The sequence below is a fragment of the Sphingobacterium endophyticum genome (assembly GCF_009733535.1).
GTDB classification, from domain to species: domain Bacteria; phylum Bacteroidota; class Bacteroidia; order Sphingobacteriales; family Sphingobacteriaceae; genus Sphingobacterium; species Sphingobacterium endophyticum.
The window spans coordinates 26287-44157 of the sequence record NZ_SMMI01000013.1 but is presented as its reverse complement, the minus strand read 5'-3'; the positions used below and the strand labels follow the sequence as shown (position 1 = coordinate 44157).

Here is a 17871-nt window from a genome sequence, read left to right as displayed (position 1 = left end):
TAAGAAAGAACAGAAAAAGGGCTGATTTGTTGTAAAAAACGAAAAAAGCCTATCATAATGATAGACTTATCTTTTGTATTTGTCATGTAATCCTTTCCCCTCTAAAATCATTGGGATAATTTTCTCTACCCTTGCCAACTTGGTTTTATCTTGCTTGGCCTCTTCAATATATTCTGTATATTCCTTTTGCTTGCCTGCAGTTAAATTATAAAATGAATTCTTAAATTCTGAGTTTTTTTCTAAATATTCCAGCAAAAATCCCGTGACTTCTTTTGGAGCTGCTTTCTCTGGTTTTATAGCCTTTCCCTCCTCAATGGTCTGAACGGACTCATCAATATATTGAAGAATATCTTTCTCATTCATATCTTGAAGATTTTTAAATCTCCATTGTCTCAATGATTTTGTTTTGCCCTCTGAAGCTGTAATTAATACATTCAATTTATCTTCCAAAAACACACCATTATAAAACCATAGTGAAAAAAAATCCTTGAAGCCTCCCCATCCAATAACATTTTTGCCTTGATAAGTGTAAACATCTGCTCCCCATTTTATTTCTTTTTTTAAAGGTGTTTTTGTCTTCAAAATAATTTGGTTCATAAATTCCTGACACTCATCCCACATTGAATTTTTATTCTCCCAACTCGGATATTTTCTTTCTTTTAGAAGGTTTACATTAAAATTTACCAAATCGATAATGAGCTGTTCTGGTATGGCTGATTTCAATGGTATTTGTATGGCCCCTTTTGAAGTTTTATAGCCTGATAATTCCTTTTCATAATGTTTTATGGCTTCAACACCCGGATATATGCCCAAATGATTCTTAAACATCGCAAAATGAATTAAATTTCCATTATATCTAAAGGTTGGCATCTTGTAATTTATAGTCTCTTTTGCCTCCTTTGGAGCGGCATTTTTAATTATGCTCTTAACTTCTTCAAGCATTTTTTTCTGATCTCCTTCGAAACCAGAGATATATTCATCAATATTAGTAATCTCACTCATATAAATATTTTATGACTTCATAAAATCAAAAGCACCCTTTCTTAAGTTAATGCCATATTCTAAATACGCCTTTAAGCAAGCTAAAAAATTCGACCATCCTTCTGTCTGACCAATAGCTTGTTTTATTCCTTCATCATTAATCGGCATATAACTTTCCTTTATCCGTACAACTGTAAATATGTCTTGATAAGCCTCTAAAAATATTTCCACGAGCATGCCTTCTTCTCCTCCACTCCAATCAAAGGATATATAGTCGTATGAACGAATGACCTTTCCTGTAACTGGAAAAATATCTTCAAATTCTGGAAACTTCCATTCTACTGTTACTCCTTCTTCTAATCTTCCTGAAGATCTCTCAATAAAATAATTGCTCATTTTATCTGGATTAATGATAGCCTCAAAAACCTCTTCAATAGGCTTTAATACTTCAATTGATGCCTTTGCACTTAATTTTTCACCCATAACACCATTGTTTTGTTTATCTTTTGAAAAAAATACTTATCCTAATTTAATACTTTATTCCACGAAAAATATATCAATGTAAAAATCTATTACATCAAATAATTTATTCTATTCAAAAACAGATTCTTAGGATTTATTGTTTTTAAAAAGATTTAAACATTGTTCCTGTAATTAAATACAGGAAATAATAAGGTTAATATTGTTTACAATGTCTTTGAAAACAAGAAAAATCTAGCAGATAAAATATTCTTTTCTTGCCATAAGGCAAGGAAAAAATGTATTTCGCATATTAAATTTGAATTTAAAAATCAGAATAATCATGGAAAAGAAAAGAATACATATTGAATCCTTAATAAATGCGCCTATTGAATCAGTCTGGGAAAGCTATAATAATCCTGATGATATTGTTCAATGGAATCAAGCTTCTGAGGATTGGCATTGCCCTTCCTCTATCAATGACCTTAAAGTTGGTGGAAAATTCAAAAACAAAATGGCAGCAAAGGATGGTAGTTTTGAGTTTGATTTTGAAGGTACTTATACTGAAATTACACCATATAATAGTATTTCTTATTTATTAGGTGACAATAGAGAAACTGACATAAAATTCAAAGATGAAAATGGTAAAACAAGAATAATTATTGATTTTGATGCCGAAGAGACAAATCCTTTAGAAATGCAAAAGGAAGGATGGCAAGCAATTTTAGATAGTTTCAAAAATCATACAGAAAAAAAACACAATTAACATGTCTGAAAGAAAATATAAAATTGGACAAATTGTATGGGCTGATTTGACTACAGATCAAGCTGAATCATTAAAGGAATTTTACAAAGAAGTAATAGGTTGGAAAGAATTCCCTGTGGCCATGAAAGATGGCGAAGATTCTTATAACGACTATGCCATGATGATTGATGAAAAAGAACCAGCTGGCGGAATATGTCATAAACGTGGAGTCAATACAAACATCCCACCGCAATGGATTATGTATATCTGTGTGGAAGATGTTAATGACACCTTAAAAAAAGCATTAGATAATGGTGGAATTCTTATTCACGAAAGTAAGAAATCCGATGGCACTTATAATTATGTAATTATACAAGATCCTGCTGGAGCAGTGTTTGGATTTGGTAAATTTTAAAATTATGATAACTGTTTATTACTCAATTATTATAGAGAATAGTCCCACAAAAGTTTACGAAGTCATGTTAGACCAAGATTCATATAGAAAATGGACGAAACCCTTCAGTCCTACTTCTGACTTAAGAGGTGATTGGACTGAAAAAACTAAAATGTTATTTACATCAAAGGATCATGAAGGATTTGAAGCGGGGATGATAGCTATCGTAGATGCGAATATTCCAGGTGATATAGTTATCCTTAGACATGTAGGAATGTTTGACCAAAATGGAGAGTATAATGAAGGAAAAATGGTTGATGAATGGAAGAATTCATTAGAAGTCTATCGATTTAAAAACCTGAATGGAAAAACAAATCTTATTTGTTCAATCGAATTGTCAGACCAAACGGACCCGCATATGTTTGATCAAACATGGCCAGATGCTTTGAATTTGTTAAAAGAAATTTGTGAAAAATAGTTATGGCAAAAGTAAAGACACAATTTTCCAGCGATTCTGTGGAGACCTTTATAAATAATCTAGAAAATGATCAAAAGAAAAAGGATTCTTTCAAATTGATAGAATTAATGGAAAAAGCAACCGGAGAAAAAGCGAGAATGTTTGGCCCTACAATTATCGGTTTTGGTCAATACCACTATAAATATGCTTCAGGCCACGAAGGTGATGCTCCCTTATTGGGATTTTCTCCTCGGAAAGCCGCAATTTCTTTATATGTAACAACCGGTTGTGAAGAACAAATTCAAAACCTTGATGGTTTAGGAAAGTTTAAAATGGCCAAAGCCTGTATATATATTAAAAAGTTAGAGGATATAAATTTGGATGTTCTCCAGTTTGTCATGAAAGAGTCTATTGATTTTATATCTAATAAATACCAACGAATTCACAATATTTAATTCACTACTGACAAACCTTTGTCAATTTGAAGCTTAATTTTAAGAAACATTTTTAAAGACATGAAAATTCATACTACAAATTATTTCAATACTTTAATTACCGTTGCTGAAGATTCTAAAGCGTTGAAAGGTGATATTCCCACAATTAAAATTGATAAATTAACTGTTGCTAATTTGCAATTTGATAAATTAAACAAACACCCAAACAAAATAAACTCGGATGATTTGATTTTTGATATTTATGCCGAACGTAATGAAATATTAGAAAGCGATCTTGAAAAGGAAAGAATAAAATTCTATTCTAAAGGTCAGCCTTGCCTAAGAACTTCACCATTAGCAAAAACTTATGGCTGGGGAATATATTATGATTCCAATGGAAATATCAGGTTAATAGATAGCGCTTCTGAAGAGTATGAAAATATGCTCCAAAATGATGCTATTAAAAAACTTCCAGCTATGCGAAATTCAAAAAAATAACTTCCTAGTCAACTTCATTTACTGTCCTTATATTTTCTAAAACTTGCCTTAAGACAAGTGAACTTTATTTTAAGTGCAGTAATTTAGTATAATAATGAAATAAGATTAAATTCTTAAAACCTATTGACATAAATGTAAACTAGGTTTACGGATCAACATTAATTAAATTAATATAAACCACTAATTAAAACGTTATGGCAAAAGTACATGCTTATTTAAACTTCAATGGAGACTGCAATCAAGCATTTGATTTCTATCAAAAAGTATTTAATTCAGAAAGAACTGGAACTTATTTCTATGATGATATACCCGCTGACCCTAATCACCCACCATTACCTGAAGATGCTAAAGGAAAAGTAATGCATACCGCCATTCATATTAATCCAGAAACAATGCTTATGGGTTCAGATGTCGTGGAAGGATTTGGCCACAAGCTAACCATTGGTAACTCAACATATATTATGTTGGATGTAGCAAGTCCTGAAGAAGCTAAACAATATTATAATTCGCTATCTGAAGGTGCTAAGGTCATGGAAATGGAATTGGGTGAAACATTCTTTGCTGAATTATACTCTTCCTTTCAAGATAAATTCGGCATTAATTGGATGATCCATTTTGAAGGAAATAAAAAAATGGGATAACCATTTTTTAATTGATTTTACAATTTATCATGAATTAACCAATAGTGATCCAATAAAAAACCTATTGGTTAATTCTTAGGTTTTCCTAGTGATTTGCTGATGAACAATATAACCTTTAAAGCTGGGAACAATATTAGAATGAGGATTCCTACAAAAATGTTCGAAGAAACCCTACATTTTTATAGAGATATCCTATTGTTAGATTCGGAAGAAATATTTTCTAATCAATTAAACTGCTTTAGATTAGCAAAAATCATATTCGGATCAATAAACTTATGGCTAATTGAAATACCCGATAATGATAAGCCTGAAATTTTTCTCGAATTAAATACCAATCAAATTAATGCTGCCCTCGATTTTTTAAATGTTAATCATATATCAATTCAAATGATTGAAACAGAAAAATCGAATAAAATAACAACAATTAAAGATCCTGCTGGTAATGTTTTGACACTTAAAGGATTGGAAATGAAAGCGAAAAAATAAATTAGCCATGTCCATCATTGAAGAAATAATTCTATTAGCTCAATTCAAAAATTCTTTAAATAATATAATTATGTCAAATAAAATTATACCTTCTCTTTGGTTTGATAATCAAGCTAAAGAAGCTTTTGATTTTTACACAGATGTATTTTCAAATAGTTCAATCATGAAAGATTCTCCAATAGTAGTTGAGGCAAATATAATGGGCTTTGACTTTATTGGAATTAATGGCGGCCCCATGTTTAAACCTAACCCATCGATTTCGTATATGCCCGTATTTGAAAGTAAAAAGGAAGTTGATTCTGTATGGGAAAAACTCTTAAACGGAGGACAAATTCTAATGCCACTAGACCAATATCCATTTTCTGAGTATTACGGTTGGGTTGTAGATAAATATGGTTTTAGTTGGCAGTTATATTATGGTAAATTAGAAAATGTAAATAACCAAGCTATTGTACCAACACTGATGTTTGGAGGAGCTCAGCAAGGAAAATGTAAAGAAGCACTGAGTTTCTATCAAGAGTTATTTCCCGACTTTATTTCCCAAGGTGTACTTGAATATTCAGATGGTCCAACAAAGGGACAAGTTATGCACTCTCAGTTTACCGTAAATGGAGTAACTCTTGCCGCAATGGATTCAGGTGTACCTCAAGAATTCTCATTTAATGAGGCAAATTCTTTAACTATTACTTGTAATGATCAAAATGAAATTGATTATTACTGGAATAAAATCGTGAAAGCAGGAAAAGAAAGTATGTGTGGTTGGTGTAAAGATCAATTTGGTGTGAGTTGGCAGATTGTTCCAAAAGACATATCCAAGATGCTCAAAAACCCAGATTCATCCGCAGCTTTAATGAAAATGAAAAAAATTGATATTGCCCTTTTATTAAACCCTCAGAGTTAATTTAATGAATAACTATATTGTCCTTCTCCGCGCAGTCAATGTTTCTGGAAAAAACATCATAAAAATGTCTGAACTAAAAGATGTATTAATTTCAGATGGTTATCTAAATGTTCAAACCTATATACAAAGTGGCAAATGTACTCTTATCTTCGGAAAAGAAGGCCAATGAAGTTTCTTCTCAAATTAAATCTTTGCTATTAGAAAAATTCTCCCTCAATATTGAAGTTTTTGTCCTTAATGAAATCCAAATAATAGAAGCTTTGGAGAACAATCCTTTCAAATCTAATCTTCCTGGAAATAAGGTTTTTATTACCTTCTTATCTGACAAAGTCCATCAATCTAATTTGAATGAATTTAATAAGTTGAAGCTTTCACCAGAGGAATATAAGATTGTTAATAACATATTTTATTTTTACCTACCTGAAGGGATGGCAAAAAGTAAACTGAACAATAATTTTATAGAGAACAAATTAAAAATAAATGCAACTGGAAGAAATATCAATACATTAAACAAATTATTAAATTTGAAAAATAAATAAATTCAAACCAAATCAAAAAATTATGAAATTTTTAAAGTATTTATTACTCATCGTAATTGCTATTGTTGCACTAGCATTAATTGTAGCTGCATTTTTGCCTAAAGATTTCCATGCAGGCAGTAAAATATCAATTAATAAACCAAAATCAGAGGTCTATAACTATGTCAAATTAATTCGAAATCAAGGAAATTATGATAATTGGTCTAGAATGGACCCAAATATCATTAGAAATTATGAAGGAACGGATGCTACACCTGGATTTACTTATACTTGGAAAAGTAAAAAAGTAGGTGATGGAAAGCAAATCATAACTAAAGTTGATTCAACAGCCGGCCGTATCGATATGGATTTATTTTTCAACGGCTCTGATGAAGCTAATAAATCATTTATGCAAGTGAATGAATTGAGTGCTCAAAGTTCTGAAGTGATTTGGGAAATAGACGGCAAAATGCCTTATCCTTTTAACTTAATGAGTTTATTTTTTGATATGAATAAAGATTTTGATGCTGGCCTCAATCATTTAAAAGAGATTTTAGAGAAATAATTATTTTCAACGATATTCTAGAAAGATCATTTTTAAATGGGTCATAGAAAGTCTACACTAGGTGAATGAAAAATGAAATTAAATCAACAATATTATTTATTTTTATATAACTAATTATTAATGGTATGAAAAGATTTGTTTTCCTCGCATTTATTTGTAGTCTTTTTTCCTGCCAAAACAATTCAAATCAGACTGATAACAATCCTGTAGATAGCTTATCTTATCAAGATTTTGATCAAAATCCTATAGGTGTTGATAAAGGTTGTAAATGGCTAAAAGACAATATTGAACTTTATTTTCAGAAGGATGGATCCATTGAAATTATGCGGGCAATGACTACACCTGAATATTTCGAATTTAAAAATGATGCAATAAATACAGGACTTGAGATGGATAGCAGCATTACTGAATTTGAGTTAAACCAAAAATGGAAAAATAAATTTGATCTCAAAACTGCTGGAATTGGTTCTGGTTTCCTAATTTCCGGTCAAGATTGGAAAAATATTCAAGTTTCTAACTGCAATCTCATTAATCAAACTCCCCAAGAAATAAACTATAAAATTCTAATCTCAGACTGCGATTTTCAAACGGATTATAATAGAGATATTAAACTCATTCTAGACCAAAATAACCAAATTAAAATCGCTGATATTAAAGAATATGATTAAAAATGGTTTGAATAAATATTGGATAACCATGGAAATATAGATTGACTTTCTAAACCTTTGATCTTAATATTCAAGACATTCATCAGGTCCTTTATAAAAGGACCTATTTTTTCATCGTCCCTATTACTGAATAAACTGATGCTTATTGATCTCTCTGGAATGGATAATACAAAATTATTAAATCCCGTACTTTCCCCAGAATGAAAATATACTTCATTTGAAAATTGATCATATCCTCTAAACTTTCCTAAACTATAAGAAATTTGATTAGTAACTACTGCAATATTATTTTTAAAAATAGTCTCAAACTTCTGCTTCCCTTTAATTAATTTTTGAAAATCAGTATTCCAATTTCTATAGTCAGCTGCTGAAGTATAAACTCCCCCATCTCCTTTTGTCGCACTTGTTAGACTTTGATCTGCGAAAATAAAGGAATCCTGATTCATATGATATCCATATGCACGATCAATTATTTTATCCGTCGGATTGTAAACTATAGAATTATTCATTTGAAGTGGATCAAATATTTTTGCTTTTACAAATGAACTGTAATCCATTTTACTTACTTTCTCTACAATTAAGGCTAATAGACAATAACCCGTATTACTATACCTAAATTTATCTCCTGGAGTAAAATAAACAGAATCAATAGGTTCAACAAGCTTTAAAACATCAGCATCTGAAAGTTGACCTTTTATACGATCAGAAATTAAATTTTCATAATCTACGATTCCGGAGCTATGATTTAATAGATTTGCGATATTACTATTTCGGATTGGCCCTTTGAGTTTCGGAAAGTAGAATGATAGCGAAGTATCGTATAAATCTAATTTCCCTTCTTCTTCAAGGATTAAGATTGACATGGCCGTGAATTGTTTACTCACTGAAGCCATCCTGAAATTACTGTGTTCAGAAATTGAATTTTTTGACCTTAAATCTGTCAATCCCTGACCTTTTGAATATATTATTCCGCCATGACGATCAAATACTTGGAGCATGATCCCTGGATTTTCTTTTTCAGGATAATAATTATTAATCAGGGTATTAAGTTCATCATTTAATTTTATTTGAGAAAAACTAATTTGATGGAATATAATAAATAAAATGATGATCAATTTCTTCATTAATTGGACTGTCGTTAGAAACGAAAATTAAAACTTATTTTATTCGAATCCAAAAAAGAGGCATTAAATAACTTTAATGCCTCATCAACAACTTTATATTTGATAAACCTATAATCAGATTTCTAATCCAGTTTTTTGAAACTTTTTGTATCGGTCAACTTCATCTGCTAATTTTGCAATTGCAAAGCCTACTATGGATGCATCATCTAACCAGCCTAATACCGGAACCAAATCAGGAACAGCATCTATAGGTGAAACAACATAAATTATAGTCCCTATAATAATGGACATGTTCCATTTATTCATTTTATACTTTCCTGAAAAAGTATCTCGTATCATTGAAATCAATAATTTGAATTCATTTGTTCTTTCACCTAAATTATCAGCTTTTTCTTCTGCATCATCAATTTCCTCATTTGTTAATTTTCTGTTTTTAAAAGTATTAAACAAAAGCAATGCCCTGCTAAAATATTTTGTTTTCATTTTGTTTTCATTTTGTTTTCCATGAATTTGTTCTTTGACTTTTAAAAAGTAAAACGGTTTAATTTAGTAAACATTGCTTTCATTTGCCTTTTTCCATACAACCATAAACATAGACGTTTGAAAGAATTATGCTGCATTTATGATAATTATTAAAAAGAATAAACTTTGAACAATATTCTAATATTATTAACGTTATTACTATACAAAGAAAGGTTATTTTATTTTCAATTGTGACCTGAGTCATAAAAGAAAAAACAAGATAACTTTTTAACGAAAGGGTTGACAATCGAAAAATGTCAACCCTTTTATTATATAAAAAATCTTTTATGGCCTTCTTGAAAAATTTTTTTTAAAAAAAATAATATTTCATACAATATTTAAAATAATAAGTCGTTATTAATTATACAAAAAAGGTTATTTTATTTTCAATTTTGACGTGAGTCATAAAAAGAAAAAAAGAAGATAACTTTTTAAAGAAAGAGGCCGACCTTAAAAAGTTGGCCTCTTTTAGTTAGAGTCATTTGATTAGTAATATTTTATCTACCAAAAGCGAAATAAGGACTCAAAGGATTGTGAATTCCTTTTAACCAATCAGAAACCATTTCCATCCCTGTTACTGAGAATGTTATCCCATTTCCCCCAAATCCTAAAACAAAATAAGATCGTTTGAAATCTTGATGCGTTCCGATATATGGAAGACCATCCTTTGTTTCTCCAAAAGTACCTGCCCAAGAAAAATCAGCAATAAACTCCTCATTATTAAATACTTTATAATAATCTTTCGTTAATTTCTTAGACTTATTAAACAAAAGTTCATCTCTTTTCTGTGGATCTCTAAATTCTTCATCTTCTCCTCCAATTAAAAACCTGCAATCGTCCGTTGTGCGCATATACAAATAAGGTTCAGCGGTATTCCAAATTAAATAATCATTATAGTGCTCATAAAGCTTTTGATTGATTTCTGAAACAATGGCGTAGGTACTCAATAAGTCAACAAATTTTTCTTTTATCATGTTTGCACTTTCATAACCAACACAATAAATTATTTGCTTCGCTCGAATTTCTACTTCAGTATCTAAATAAACCTTATTAAAACCTTTCTTCTCCTCCACATTAATGAGTTCCGTTTTATCGTAGACTTCCAAACCTTTTTCATAATTATATTGAATTAGTTCATGAGCTAGCTTAAAGGCATCGACACTCCCTCCCTGTTCTGAAAGGATTCCACCGTACGAATCTTGAATTTTGAAGGTTTTTACAATTTCGTCTTCCTCCATCCATTTCACAGTAAATCCTGCTTCTACTCTAGCCAAAAATTCTTTTTTCAACCAACTTAAATCCTTTTTTCGACAAGCATAATACAGTGATTTTTTCTTCTTAAACCCTGCTTTCGATTTAATTCTTTTGGAAATTTCACCTAATTTATCAATTGCATCCGAGCATGCCTTATAACTCATGATTGCCCCATCTTTACCAATCATATCCTCCAACTTATATAATGGAGTATCGATTTCATATTGTAACATGGAAGTTGTTGCGGAAGAACTACCATTCACTATTTCACGTTTATCAATCAGAATAGTCTTGTATCCATCTTCTATACACTGATGAGCAATTAAACTACCCGTTATTCCACCTCCAACAATTAATACATCACAACTTTTATTTTCTCGTAAAGAAGGATACGAATTTAGTATACCATTTTTTACTAGCCAAAATGGTTCATTTGATTTAAGATCCATAAGAATATCTATTTTAAAGACAACATCCTATTAAAGTCCGATTAAATAGATATTGTTTGATAGGTATGAAAAAATACTAAAAGGATTTATAAATATTTAATCCTAATTTTCAGCTACAATATGGGAAGAACCTAATTTTTCATGTAATAAATCTTCATCTAATCCCTTTTCATATTTTGATATGACGATAGTAGCGGTTGCATTTCCAATGATATTCGTTATTGCTCTGGCTTCACTCATAAATCGATCTATTCCCAAAATCAATCCTACAGCCTCAACAGGAATATGCCCTACAACTGGTAGTGTAGCCGCTAAGGTCACAAACCCACTTCCTGTAACACCAGCTGCCCCTTTGGAGGTCAATAACAATACTAATAAAAGCGTGATTTCTTGTTCTAAGCTTAAATGCATATTTAATGCTTGCGAAATAAAGACAGCTGCCATCGTTAAATAGATACATGTGCCATCTAAATTAAAGGAATAACCTGTTGGTATTACTAATCCTACAATGGGCCTTGAACAGCCAGCATCTTCAAGTTTTTGCATTAATCCCGGTAATGCCGATTCAGAAGAAGAAGTTCCTAATACGATTAATAATTCCTCTTTTATATATTTTAATAACTTGAATATATTTACACGTACATAAAAGTAAAGTACAGCGCCAATTACACCAACTATAAAGACAAAACAGGTTGCATAAAAACTAAGCATTAATAATCCCAATGATGATAATGCATCAATTCCATATTTCCCAATCGTAAAACCCATCGCACCCATTGCGCCGATGGGAGCTAAATACATAATCATTTTTATGACAGCAAATAATCCCTTCAGAAATGATTGCAAAACATTAATAACTGGTTCAGCAGAACGATGTCCTATCTTTGTTAATCCTATTCCAAATAATACAGAAAATAGTAATACCTGCAATAAATTATCTGATGCCACAGCAGCAATAACATTACTAGGAATTATACTTAATATAAAATCCATAACACTTTTGTGCTCCTTAGCTTCTTGGATATAATGGGAAACTGCCGTAGGATCCAAGGTTTCCGGGTCAACATTCATTCCCGTACCAGGTTCTATTATATTTACAAAAACTAAACCTATGATCAATGCGACTGTAGTCATGATTTCAAAATAGATTAAGGAACTTAACCCAATCTTGCCAACCTTTTTAATATCCTGCATTCCAGCAATACCAATAACAATCGAACTGAAAATTAATGGCGCAATAATCATTTTGATTAGCTTAATAAAACCATCACCAAGAGGTTTTAACTGAATAGCAAAATCAGGATAAAAGACACCACATAGAATACCAATAAGTATTCCTAGGATGACCTGAACATATAAACTTGAAAATATTTTTTTCATACGATTTGTAGAATCATTTTACACGAATTCCTTAGGTTTCAGGATTAAAATTAATTAAAAATGATTCTTACGCAAGATGTAAGAGCAAGAATGCTTGGTTCAATAATTAAATTATTGAAAACCAATATATTTGGAGATATACTTTTGTCACAACTTCTCTATGAATTTTGGAAGAGCATCTCCTAAAATTCGTTCCCATCCAGATTCAAATCGATCTAGTGAAAATTGTTCACCCGCATCCTTAAAATGTTCTAAGCCCTCATGAGTTAAGTGCAAGGTAGTAGCACCGCGCCTAGGAATAAATCGCCATGTAATTATGGAATTGCCAATAGGTTGCTTTGGATGTCGCCATGTAAATTTAAATAACTCCCCAGGTTTTACCTCTAGAACCGTACATTCATGTAATTGCGCATCCGGATTTTCAACCTTTGTAAATTCAAACTCTGCCCCTTCTTCTGTACTGAAATTTGGAATGTCAAAAAACCATTCTTTTAACTTTTGCCTGTCAGTCATTGCTTGCCATAAAGCTGCTGTGGATATCGGGTATGTCCGTTCTATATGAATGATATCGTGGCTCATCTAAAACCTCCTTTGTAGTGTTCTTAAATATAAGATTTATCCGCCTCATTTACCCAATTTTCAAATTATCAGAAAGTAAAATTAATGTGAGGTTAATATTAAAACAACCTGTTGATTTTTAAGTTTTTCGATGAGGCAAATATATTCGCATAATTGCACTTATTATTCCAATTCATTACTATCTCCTTCTCACATCCACCTTATTTAACCTCTATATGATAAGCAACCAATTATCTTTCGATTTAGTAAAAAGCTCCGTATCTTTGTTTAACATGAATGTTAACAAACTCTTAGAACGTGCCTTAAATTTTGACTTCTTAACTAAAGAAGAAGGTATTTTTTTATATAAAGAAGCTCCAACTGCTGACTTAGCCTATGTTGCTAATGAACTACGTAAAATTCAAGTACCTCATGGTAAAGTCACATGGCAGATCGATAGAAATGTCAATACAACTAATGTATGTATTGCTAACTGTAAATTTTGTAATTTCTTTAGGCGTCCTGGTCATGAAGAAAGCTACATTACTGATATTGAAACCTATAAACAGAAAATTGAAGAAACTTTCAAATTTGGAGGTGATCAATTACTGCTCCAGGGTGGACACCACCCTGATTTAGGCCTGACTTTTTATACAACCTTATTTAAACAGTTAAAAGAGCTTTATCCTAACTTAAAACTACACTCTCTGGGTCCTCCAGAAATTGCCCATGTGGCTAAACTCGAAGGAATGAGTCATCTTGAAGTATTGACCGCAATGAAAGAAGCTGGATTAGATTCTTTGCCGGGTGCTGGTGCCGAAATCCTTAATGACCGCGTGAGAAGGTTAATTTCCAAAGGTAAGTGCGGCGGACAGGAATGGTTAGACGTAATGAGAGCGGCCCATAAAATTAACCTGCCCACATCCGCAACGATGATGTTTGGTCATATTGAAACGCTTGAAGAACGATTTGAACATTTAGAATGGATTCGTCAAGTCCAAAGTGAAAAACCTGATGGTGCATATGGTTTTATTGCATTTATTCCTTGGCCATTTCAAGATGATGGTACCCTCTTAAAAAGACTTCGAGGTATTACAAATGACGTTACTGCTGATGAATATATACGAATGATTGCTCTGAGCAGAATCATGCTACCTAATATTAAAAACATCCAAGCATCATGGTTAACGGTTGGTAAACAAACTGCACAGATTTGCTTGCACTCCGGTGCTAATGATTTTGGATCAATTATGATTGAAGAAAATGTTGTTTCAGCTGCTGGTGCTCCACATCGATTTACATCAAAATCCATCCAAGATGCTATTATTGAAGCTGGATTTCAACCTCAACTCAGAACTCAAACTTATAAATTCCGTGATTTACCGGAACAAATGGAAGAACAAGTAATTAATTATTAAGCTTTGAAAGACATAATCTTAAATATTGAAGCTATTATTTTTGCAGCTACTGAAGGAATTAATCAAAAAGACCTTCGCGAAGTTTTACAAGATGCCCTTGCAATTGAAATCAGTAAAATTGAGTTGGCAGAATTTATAGGGAAATTGAAAGCAAAATACGAATCTGATGACTACCCTTTCGCTTTACTTTCTATTAATGACCAACTGCAATTCTTAACAAAACCTCAATACCATGAAGCTATCAATCAACTTCAGGTCCATAAAGAAAGAAAAAAATTAAGTCAGTCCGCTTTGGAAACTCTAGCAATAATCGCCTACAGACAACCGATTACTAAATTAGAAGTTGAACAAATTCGGGGCGTAAACTGTGATTACTCCATTCAAAGATTGTTGGATAAGGGAATGATTCAAATTGCAGGTAAATCAAATACTATTGGAAAACCTTTACTATATGCAACAAGTTCTGAGTTCATGAACCACTTTGGTTTAACTAGTACCAGGGATCTCCCTCAGTTAAAAGACATTGTAGCCGAAGAGAACAGCATAGGTGAAATCGTTGATTAATACGTTTTAAATACAGATTTAAAATTGTTTTATTTTTTTTGAAAAAAAATTTATGAATTGAATTATCTTATATAATTTTACATAACAAAAGAAAAATATCATAATAAACAACATGGCTACTATGCAAGCAATTGAAACAGATGAAATGGTTGATGAAAGAGTTCTCAACTTCAACGGTCCTGATGACGATGATGATGTCTTTGATGACGATGATGATTTCGGATTAGATGATATCGATTCAATCGGTGGATATGATGACTTAGATGAGGATGATGAAGATTTTTAAATCTTCTCTAGCCAATTAAACTTTTTACCAGAATCATTCTTGTAAACGGAAATGTGCGTACCCTATTATGGGGTTAGATAAGAAAACTAATAGGCTTGGAATTTTCCAAGCCTTTATTATTTTAATTCATTAATTATTATATATAACAAATAATCCGTATCAGAATACTGCAAATTTGATACGGCTTATTTGTTTAATATGATTATTTATTATCTATTGATCATCCTTACTAATTGAAAATGGTAGATCGGCTTTATTAATACCCCTTTTCTTATTTGGCTCAGATCCCATATCAAATAATAAAGTCGCCCCTTTTAACAATTCGCTATGATTGATAAAATTCTTGGAATAGTTTTTCCCATTCCATTTCATGTTTTGTATATAACGATTCTTATCTGAATTATTTTTGGTCTCAATTTGAACATTTTTACCATTGCTTAAATGCAATGTAACTTTATCAAAAACTGGAGATCCAATCACGTATTCATCTGTAGCTGGAGTTACTGGATAGAAGCCAAGTGCTGAAAACACATACCAAGCTGATGTCTGTCCATTATCCTCGTCACCACAGTAACCATCAGGGTTTGCCGAATACATCCTATTCATTGTTTCTCTAATCCAATATTGAGCCTTCCATGGCGCTGAAACATGATTATATAGATAAATCATGTGTTGGATTGGTTGATTTCCATGAGCATATTGACCCATATTAGCAATTTGCATCTCCCGAATTTCGTGAATCGGAAAACCATAATAACTATCATCAAATATTGGAGGTAATGTGAATACAGAATCCAATTTTATTTCCATCGACTTATGTCCTCCTAATAACTTGGCTAAACCTTCAATGTCTTGAAATACAGACCAACTGTAATGCCAGCTATTTCCTTCGGTAAATGCATCTCCCCATTTAAAAGGATTAAATGGAGTTGACCATGAACCATCTTTATTTTTACCGCGCATCAGTCCTGTGGATGGATCAAACAGCTTCTGATAATTATAAGCTCTTTTCTTATAAAAATCTTTATCTGATTGAGGCTTGTTTAATGCTTTTGCTAATTGGTAAATTGAAAAATCATCAAAAGCGTATTCTAATGATCGAGCGGCATTTTCATTAATTTTTACATCATATGGAACATAACCCAATTCATTATAGTATTCCGCTCCAGCCCGACCAACAGCAGTCATAGGACCTGCATGATTTGCTCCTTTAAGAACTGCTTCATATAACGTTTCAATGTCCTTCGACCGAACTCCTTTAATCCAAGCATCTGCCACGACCGAAGCTGAATTATTTCCTACCATAATATTTCTATAACCTGGACTTGCCCATTCTGGTAGCCAACCACCTTCACGATACGCATTGGCAAGGCCTTCTTGCATCTTTTCATTGACCTCCGGATACATCAGGTTTAAAAACGGAAATAAGGCCCGGAAGGTATCCCAAAATCCTGTATCTGTAAACATGTATCCCGGCAATACCTTGCCATTATATGGTGAATAATGTACTACCTCTCCCTTTTCATTGATCTCATAGAACATCCTTGGAAATAATAAAGATCTATATAGAGATGAATAAAAGGTCCGGATTTGATCGATATCTCCTCCGTCGATTTCAATTTTTCCTAACTCCTTATTCCATATATCTTCTCCCTTTTGGACCTGTTCATCAAAACTAACGCCATCTAATTCTTTCAAATTTTGAAGTGCTTGTTCTGGACTTATAAAGGAGGATGCTGCTTTCATTAATAGTTGATCCCCAGCATTGGCATTCTGAAAACCTACAATAGCTCCTACGTGGTCTGCTTTAACCATATATCTGCCATCTGTAAGCACAGAATCTGCAAATGTTGATACATTCGCAAAAGGGCGGTCAAATGACATAACAAAATAATTCTTAAAATTTTCAGGTACTCCCCCACTATTTTTCGTACTGTAACCTATGATTTTCTGTTCCTTTGGAATTACTTCTACATATGAACCTTTATCGAATGCATCGATTAATACATATGCATTATTAGTCTTTGGAAATGTAAATCGAAAGTAAGAAGCACGCTCTGTTGGGGTTAATTCCACTTTGGTATCATAATCTGCTAAATAAACAGAATAATAATGTGGCTTCGCAACCTCTGCTTTATGTGAAAAATAACTTGACCTCTTATCTTGATCAAAGGTCTTATTGTCTACCATGGCCATTATTGAAAATTGACCGTAATCGTTCATCCATGGCGAAGGTTGATGCGTTTGTTTGATACCTCGAAGCTTTTCCGCTGTATAGCTATACATCCATCCATCTCCCATCTTCCCCGTTTGTGGACTCCAGAAATTCATGCCCCATGGTAATGCTATTGCTGGATATGTATTTCCACTAGATAGAAAATAGGTGGATTGTGTCCCTACCAAAGTGCTCACAAAATCTATAGGTTTCTCAACCTTTCCAATTTTTTTTTGAGCAAAACCGGATAGTATACTCGTCCCTATCAATAATGCTGTTGTAAGAAATTTTAAGTTCATTTTAATGAAAATAGGTTTTTATCAATTTTCTAATATATGAAAATAATTAAGATTC

23 protein-coding genes are annotated in these 17871 nt (G+C 32.1%); 15 read left to right on the top strand and 8 right to left on the bottom strand.

Annotated features, from left to right (window positions below; all coding sequences use genetic code 11):
- Positions 1–66 precede the first annotated feature (66 nt).
- Both E0Y80_RS15290 and E0Y80_RS15285 read right to left on the bottom strand, forming a co-directional pair.
- On the bottom strand, positions 67–1002 hold the full coding sequence (locus E0Y80_RS15290) for a DUF1801 domain-containing protein (protein ID WP_156308546.1): 936 nt from the start codon (positions 1000–1002) through the stop codon (positions 67–69).
- A 9-nt stretch (positions 1003–1011) separates the two neighbouring features.
- A complete protein-coding gene (locus E0Y80_RS15285; protein WP_156308545.1) occupies positions 1012–1464 on the bottom strand; it encodes an SRPBCC domain-containing protein in 453 nt (150 codons plus the stop codon).
- Positions 1465–1783: 319 nt separating this feature from the next.
- Between E0Y80_RS15285 and E0Y80_RS15280 the strand changes: the two genes are divergently transcribed.
- From E0Y80_RS15280 to E0Y80_RS15225, 12 genes are all read left to right on the top strand, one after another.
- A complete protein-coding gene (locus E0Y80_RS15280; protein WP_156308544.1) occupies positions 1784–2206 on the top strand; it encodes an SRPBCC domain-containing protein in 423 nt (140 codons plus the stop codon).
- Position 2207: 1 nt separating this feature from the next.
- Positions 2208–2600, top strand: a complete 393-nt coding sequence (locus E0Y80_RS15275) for a VOC family protein (protein ID WP_156308543.1) — start codon at positions 2208–2210, stop codon at positions 2598–2600.
- 4 nt (positions 2601–2604) lie between these two features.
- Positions 2605–3057 (top strand): SRPBCC family protein, encoded by a 453-nt coding sequence (locus E0Y80_RS15270; RefSeq protein ID WP_156308542.1) that lies wholly within the window; start codon positions 2605–2607, stop codon positions 3055–3057.
- Positions 3058–3059: 2 nt separating this feature from the next.
- On the top strand, positions 3060–3491 hold the full coding sequence (locus tag E0Y80_RS15265) for a DUF1801 domain-containing protein (protein WP_156308541.1): 432 nt from the start codon (positions 3060–3062) through the stop codon (positions 3489–3491).
- A gap of 60 nt (positions 3492–3551) precedes the next feature.
- A complete protein-coding gene (locus E0Y80_RS15260) occupies positions 3552–3968 on the top strand; it encodes a DUF6157 family protein (protein WP_156308540.1) in 417 nt (138 codons plus the stop codon).
- 194 nt (positions 3969–4162) lie between these two features.
- Complete coding sequence (locus E0Y80_RS15255; RefSeq protein ID WP_156308539.1) at positions 4163–4609, top strand: VOC family protein; 447 nt, start codon at positions 4163–4165, stop codon at positions 4607–4609.
- 156 nt (positions 4610–4765) lie between these two features.
- Positions 4766–5095 (top strand): hypothetical protein, encoded by a 330-nt coding sequence (locus tag E0Y80_RS15250; RefSeq protein ID WP_156308538.1) that lies wholly within the window; start codon positions 4766–4768, stop codon positions 5093–5095.
- Positions 5096–5102: 7 nt separating this feature from the next.
- Positions 5103–5996, top strand: coding sequence for a VOC family protein (locus E0Y80_RS15245; protein ID WP_156308537.1), 894 nt, complete (start codon positions 5103–5105; stop codon positions 5994–5996).
- 4 nt (positions 5997–6000) lie between these two features.
- Positions 6001–6165, top strand: coding sequence for a DUF1697 domain-containing protein (locus E0Y80_RS21010; protein ID WP_156308536.1), 165 nt, complete (start codon positions 6001–6003; stop codon positions 6163–6165).
- On the top strand, positions 6104–6535 hold the full coding sequence (locus E0Y80_RS15235; protein WP_156308535.1) for a DUF1697 domain-containing protein: 432 nt from the start codon (positions 6104–6106) through the stop codon (positions 6533–6535). The genes E0Y80_RS21010 and E0Y80_RS15235 overlap by 62 nt, the downstream gene beginning before the upstream one ends.
- Positions 6536–6557: 22 nt before the next feature.
- The gene (locus E0Y80_RS15230; RefSeq protein ID WP_156308534.1) at positions 6558–7079 is read left to right on the top strand and encodes an SRPBCC family protein; all 522 of its coding nucleotides are present in this window, start codon (positions 6558–6560) and stop codon (positions 7077–7079) included.
- A 125-nt stretch (positions 7080–7204) separates the two neighbouring features.
- Positions 7205–7747, top strand: coding sequence for a hypothetical protein (locus E0Y80_RS15225; RefSeq protein WP_156308533.1), 543 nt, complete (start codon positions 7205–7207; stop codon positions 7745–7747).
- Here the strand turns inward: E0Y80_RS15225 and E0Y80_RS15220 are convergent.
- The 5 genes from E0Y80_RS15220 to E0Y80_RS15200 form a co-directional block, all read right to left on the bottom strand.
- Positions 7744–8871 (bottom strand): serine hydrolase domain-containing protein, encoded by a 1128-nt coding sequence (locus tag E0Y80_RS15220; RefSeq protein ID WP_156308532.1) that lies wholly within the window; start codon positions 8869–8871, stop codon positions 7744–7746. The genes E0Y80_RS15225 and E0Y80_RS15220 overlap by 4 nt on opposite strands.
- Positions 8872–8985: 114 nt before the next feature.
- A complete protein-coding gene (locus E0Y80_RS15215) occupies positions 8986–9354 on the bottom strand; it encodes a YkvA family protein (RefSeq protein ID WP_156308531.1) in 369 nt (122 codons plus the stop codon).
- 536 nt (positions 9355–9890) lie between these two features.
- A complete protein-coding gene (locus E0Y80_RS15210) occupies positions 9891–11096 on the bottom strand; it encodes an NAD(P)/FAD-dependent oxidoreductase (RefSeq protein ID WP_156308530.1) in 1206 nt (401 codons plus the stop codon).
- 102 nt (positions 11097–11198) lie between these two features.
- Complete coding sequence (dctA, locus tag E0Y80_RS15205) at positions 11199–12476, bottom strand: C4-dicarboxylate transporter DctA (RefSeq protein WP_156308529.1); 1278 nt, start codon at positions 12474–12476, stop codon at positions 11199–11201.
- A gap of 147 nt (positions 12477–12623) precedes the next feature.
- Positions 12624–13055: an SRPBCC family protein gene (locus E0Y80_RS15200; protein ID WP_156308528.1), complete on the bottom strand. Its 432-nt coding sequence runs from the start codon at positions 13053–13055 to the stop codon at positions 12624–12626.
- A gap of 272 nt (positions 13056–13327) precedes the next feature.
- On the opposite strand from E0Y80_RS15200, the gene mqnC reads away from it, so the two are divergent.
- From mqnC to E0Y80_RS20650, 3 genes are all read left to right on the top strand, one after another.
- Positions 13328–14452, top strand: coding sequence for a cyclic dehypoxanthinyl futalosine synthase (gene mqnC, locus E0Y80_RS15195; RefSeq protein ID WP_156308610.1), 1125 nt, complete (start codon positions 13328–13330; stop codon positions 14450–14452).
- A gap of 3 nt (positions 14453–14455) precedes the next feature.
- Entirely contained in the window at positions 14456–15016 is a 561-nt protein-coding gene (gene scpB / locus E0Y80_RS15190; RefSeq protein WP_156308527.1) for an SMC-Scp complex subunit ScpB, read from the top strand.
- A 121-nt stretch (positions 15017–15137) separates the two neighbouring features.
- On the top strand, positions 15138–15302 hold the full coding sequence (locus tag E0Y80_RS20650) for a hypothetical protein (protein ID WP_197091629.1): 165 nt from the start codon (positions 15138–15140) through the stop codon (positions 15300–15302).
- A 213-nt stretch (positions 15303–15515) separates the two neighbouring features.
- On the opposite strand, the gene E0Y80_RS15185 is transcribed toward E0Y80_RS20650, so the two are convergent.
- Positions 15516–17816, bottom strand: a complete 2301-nt coding sequence (locus E0Y80_RS15185) for a GH92 family glycosyl hydrolase (protein WP_156308526.1) — start codon at positions 17814–17816, stop codon at positions 15516–15518.
- Between the last annotated feature and the right edge of the window lie 55 nt (positions 17817–17871).

Excerpts from the sequence above, each read along its gene's own strand:
- E0Y80_RS15290 (WP_156308546.1), bottom strand. The coding sequence starts at position 1,002 with ATGAGTGAGATTACTAATATTGATGAATATATCTCTGGTTTCGAAGGA.
- E0Y80_RS15285 (WP_156308545.1), bottom strand. The coding sequence starts at position 1,464 with ATGGGTGAAAAATTAAGTGCAAAGGCATCAATTGAAGTATTAAAGCCT.
- E0Y80_RS15280 (WP_156308544.1), top strand. The coding sequence starts at position 1,784 with ATGGAAAAGAAAAGAATACATATTGAATCCTTAATAAATGCGCCTATT.
- E0Y80_RS15275 (WP_156308543.1), top strand. The coding sequence starts at position 2,208 with ATGTCTGAAAGAAAATATAAAATTGGACAAATTGTATGGGCTGATTTG.
- E0Y80_RS15270 (WP_156308542.1), top strand. The coding sequence starts at position 2,605 with ATGATAACTGTTTATTACTCAATTATTATAGAGAATAGTCCCACAAAA.
- E0Y80_RS15265 (WP_156308541.1), top strand. The coding sequence starts at position 3,060 with ATGGCAAAAGTAAAGACACAATTTTCCAGCGATTCTGTGGAGACCTTT.
- E0Y80_RS15260 (WP_156308540.1), top strand. The coding sequence starts at position 3,552 with ATGAAAATTCATACTACAAATTATTTCAATACTTTAATTACCGTTGCT.
- E0Y80_RS15255 (WP_156308539.1), top strand. The coding sequence starts at position 4,163 with ATGGCAAAAGTACATGCTTATTTAAACTTCAATGGAGACTGCAATCAA.
- E0Y80_RS15250 (WP_156308538.1), top strand. The coding sequence starts at position 4,766 with ATGTTCGAAGAAACCCTACATTTTTATAGAGATATCCTATTGTTAGAT.
- E0Y80_RS15245 (WP_156308537.1), top strand. The coding sequence starts at position 5,103 with ATGTCCATCATTGAAGAAATAATTCTATTAGCTCAATTCAAAAATTCT.
- E0Y80_RS21010 (WP_156308536.1), top strand. The coding sequence starts at position 6,001 with ATGAATAACTATATTGTCCTTCTCCGCGCAGTCAATGTTTCTGGAAAA.
- E0Y80_RS15235 (WP_156308535.1), top strand. The coding sequence starts at position 6,104 with ATGTTCAAACCTATATACAAAGTGGCAAATGTACTCTTATCTTCGGAA.
- E0Y80_RS15230 (WP_156308534.1), top strand. The coding sequence starts at position 6,558 with ATGAAATTTTTAAAGTATTTATTACTCATCGTAATTGCTATTGTTGCA.
- E0Y80_RS15225 (WP_156308533.1), top strand. The coding sequence starts at position 7,205 with ATGAAAAGATTTGTTTTCCTCGCATTTATTTGTAGTCTTTTTTCCTGC.
- E0Y80_RS15220 (WP_156308532.1), bottom strand. The coding sequence starts at position 8,871 with ATGAAGAAATTGATCATCATTTTATTTATTATATTCCATCAAATTAGT.
- E0Y80_RS15215 (WP_156308531.1), bottom strand. The coding sequence starts at position 9,354 with ATGAAAACAAAATATTTTAGCAGGGCATTGCTTTTGTTTAATACTTTT.
- E0Y80_RS15210 (WP_156308530.1), bottom strand. The coding sequence starts at position 11,096 with ATGGATCTTAAATCAAATGAACCATTTTGGCTAGTAAAAAATGGTATA.
- dctA (WP_156308529.1), bottom strand. The coding sequence starts at position 12,476 with ATGAAAAAAATATTTTCAAGTTTATATGTTCAGGTCATCCTAGGAATA.
- E0Y80_RS15200 (WP_156308528.1), bottom strand. The coding sequence starts at position 13,055 with ATGAGCCACGATATCATTCATATAGAACGGACATACCCGATATCCACA.
- mqnC (WP_156308610.1), top strand. The coding sequence starts at position 13,328 with ATGAATGTTAACAAACTCTTAGAACGTGCCTTAAATTTTGACTTCTTA.
- E0Y80_RS20650 (WP_197091629.1), top strand. The coding sequence starts at position 15,138 with ATGCAAGCAATTGAAACAGATGAAATGGTTGATGAAAGAGTTCTCAAC.
- E0Y80_RS15185 (WP_156308526.1), bottom strand. The coding sequence starts at position 17,816 with ATGAACTTAAAATTTCTTACAACAGCATTATTGATAGGGACGAGTATA.